Genomic DNA, 2143 nt, shown 5'->3' with positions numbered 1-2143 from the left:
TTATCGGACAAGTCTTTTGGGGAAGTAGAGCCAATCGCGTTGCCGGTGTTGTAGGCCATGGTTATGTTGCTCGCAGAGTACGCCAGCGGCGCCGCGAAGGAAGCGGTACCGAGGGCGCTGATTTTTAGTAATTGCCGGCGATTAACCATGACGACCAAACCTGAAAACGGGAAAGGCCGGCAGTATACCGGTGGTGGTGTCAGGTGGTCGTGAGGACCGGGCGGGCCATCACTGGGCGTTATTCGTCGAGGCGGCGAGGCCACTCCTGATTCATTGCCCGGTCGAAGATGCTGGACATGAGGATGTATTCAGGCGCGATCAGCACCCACTCGGCATCCACAACGGGCCGCTGGAACAGCTCGAGCACCGCGGTGAATCGCCAATGACTCACGCCGACCAGCGTCGGCCCCGAGTAGATATCCTTGAACCGGGCCTCGTAGGTTTCCAGCCCGAGTGGCGTTTTCAGGCGGACCTCAAACCACATAACCCCCGAGATCAGGACGTGTTCGAACCACCCCTCGAACAGCTGCGTCTGCTCGTCGCTGAGCAGCCAGGAAACCGACGCTTCGGTGGGAACACTTTTGTACAAGCGCCGCTGCACAGCGCGCCCACTCATTTTTTGTGACCGCAGCAACGGGCTGACCGGCTCGAAGCCGTAACCGTCCCGCAGCGGCAGGGGCAATCCCTCCGGATAGGCAATCATCAGCAGTCCTTAATTGGGCGCGAGGCCGTTGTCATCGGCGTAGTATTCGTCGCGATACTCGATCGCTGTGAAGCTGCAGGTTCCGTCGCTATCGGGAGCGATCTCGCTGAGCATAGCGCTGTAGCCCACTTGCGTGGAGGCGGCGAACAGCAAGCGCGCCGGCTCGATCGACAGGTCTGTGATCAGGTCAAAGTCCAGGGCGTCGGCCTGGATGCTCATCGTGTAGTCCGACAGTTGAGTCGGTGCGATCAGTGGTGTGGCCGAGCCATCGTGCCGGCGAATCAGGATGCGGGGATTTTCCACGTTCCAGTCCAGCGGCTCGGTCACCTCAAGCACGACCACCGCGCCCACCACCTGCGCATCGACGATCAACGCTGATTGGCTGGTGCCCGGGATATCATCAGCCAGCACGATATGATCCAGACGCTCATAGCACAGCGCTTCCAAGTCCGTGTTGCCCGAGTAAGCCCATCGCTGGTTGAGGTGCTTGCGTAACTTGCGCATGCCAATGCGCCAGGCGCGGTTACGATCCAGCACACCGTCGAGGTCCAGTGTTTCCACTTTCAGCCCGAGGCTTCCAGGCATCCGGCACTCAACCGTCTCAATGGACCAGGTCTGCGGATCGAGATACTTCACGTCGACGCCGTCGAAGTCATCCGGGCTGGGCGCCGTGAAGCTGGCGTTGAGCTCGGTGTTCATTTCGTGGTTGGTGATCGTGCCCCGGAACGACTGCACGCCCTCGCGGATCGAACTGATCAGTCCGTCCGTCAGTGTCAGGTGACTCATGCCGGCGGCAAAAATCTTTTGCAGGACTTCGCGCACCGTTGATTGCTCGGTAAAGGAAAAGTCGAACGTCTCACCGCGCGGCGTCCAGTAGCTCGCCTCCAACTCATTGAGCTGATCCACATCGATTTCGCTGCGGTCAATGCCCAGGCTGTCGACCACGAGAAGCGCTGCATGGCTGATTGACCGCGGCGTCCCGCCGTCATACAGCCGCTCAGCCACCATGCTGACGCGCCGGTCCGACTGTGCGCCCAAGCGATCGCCCGTCCGGATATCCGCCACGAAGATCGTGACGCCCTCATAGGACGTCGGAGTCGCGAGCCTTGAGCGAAGCCCGTACCAGTAAGCAGTGTCACGCGTGGTCCCGCCCGTCTGGGGCTCACCTCGGCGAAGGCGAAACTGTGGCCGCATCCGGTAAGGCAGCGTCAACGAGAAGGTGAAACCGATGCCGTCTTCGGTACTCTCGGTGATCGTGTGCAGAATGGTGTTCCATGCCCCACCCAATTCAGCGTCACGCCAGTGCACATGGATGTTGACCGTGCCCGCCCGGCGGTGGCCGTTGCTTTTGTACCAAGCCAGACCCGACGGAATGTAGATGTCGTATTCGACCGTGTCGGTCAGCTCCTGCTCGGGCGTGGCCATGAGCGGGCCGAGCCA

Annotated in this window: 2 protein-coding genes; both read right to left on the bottom strand. The window is 60.8% G+C overall.

Annotated features, from left to right (window positions below; translation table 11 throughout):
- Window positions 1–238: 238 nt before the first annotated feature.
- Window positions 239–703, bottom strand: a complete 465-nt coding sequence (locus AC1DRJ_RS25340) for a hypothetical protein (protein WP_477804572.1) — start codon at window positions 701–703, stop codon at window positions 239–241.
- A 9-nt stretch (window positions 704–712) separates the two neighbouring features.
- A partial coding sequence (locus AC1DRJ_RS25335) for a host specificity factor TipJ family phage tail protein (RefSeq protein ID WP_477804571.1) occupies window positions 713–2143 on the bottom strand: 1431 nt, incomplete at its 5' end.

The sequence above is a fragment of the Pseudomonas sp. P5_B2 genome, from assembly GCF_056400445.1.
This window is presented reverse-complemented; position numbering and strand designations above follow the sequence as displayed.

What these genes read in the sequence shown, in the direction of transcription:
- AC1DRJ_RS25340 (WP_477804572.1), bottom strand. Translation starts at nt 703, where the DNA reads ATGATTGCCTATCCGGAGGGATTGCCCCTGCCGCTGCGGGACGGTTAC.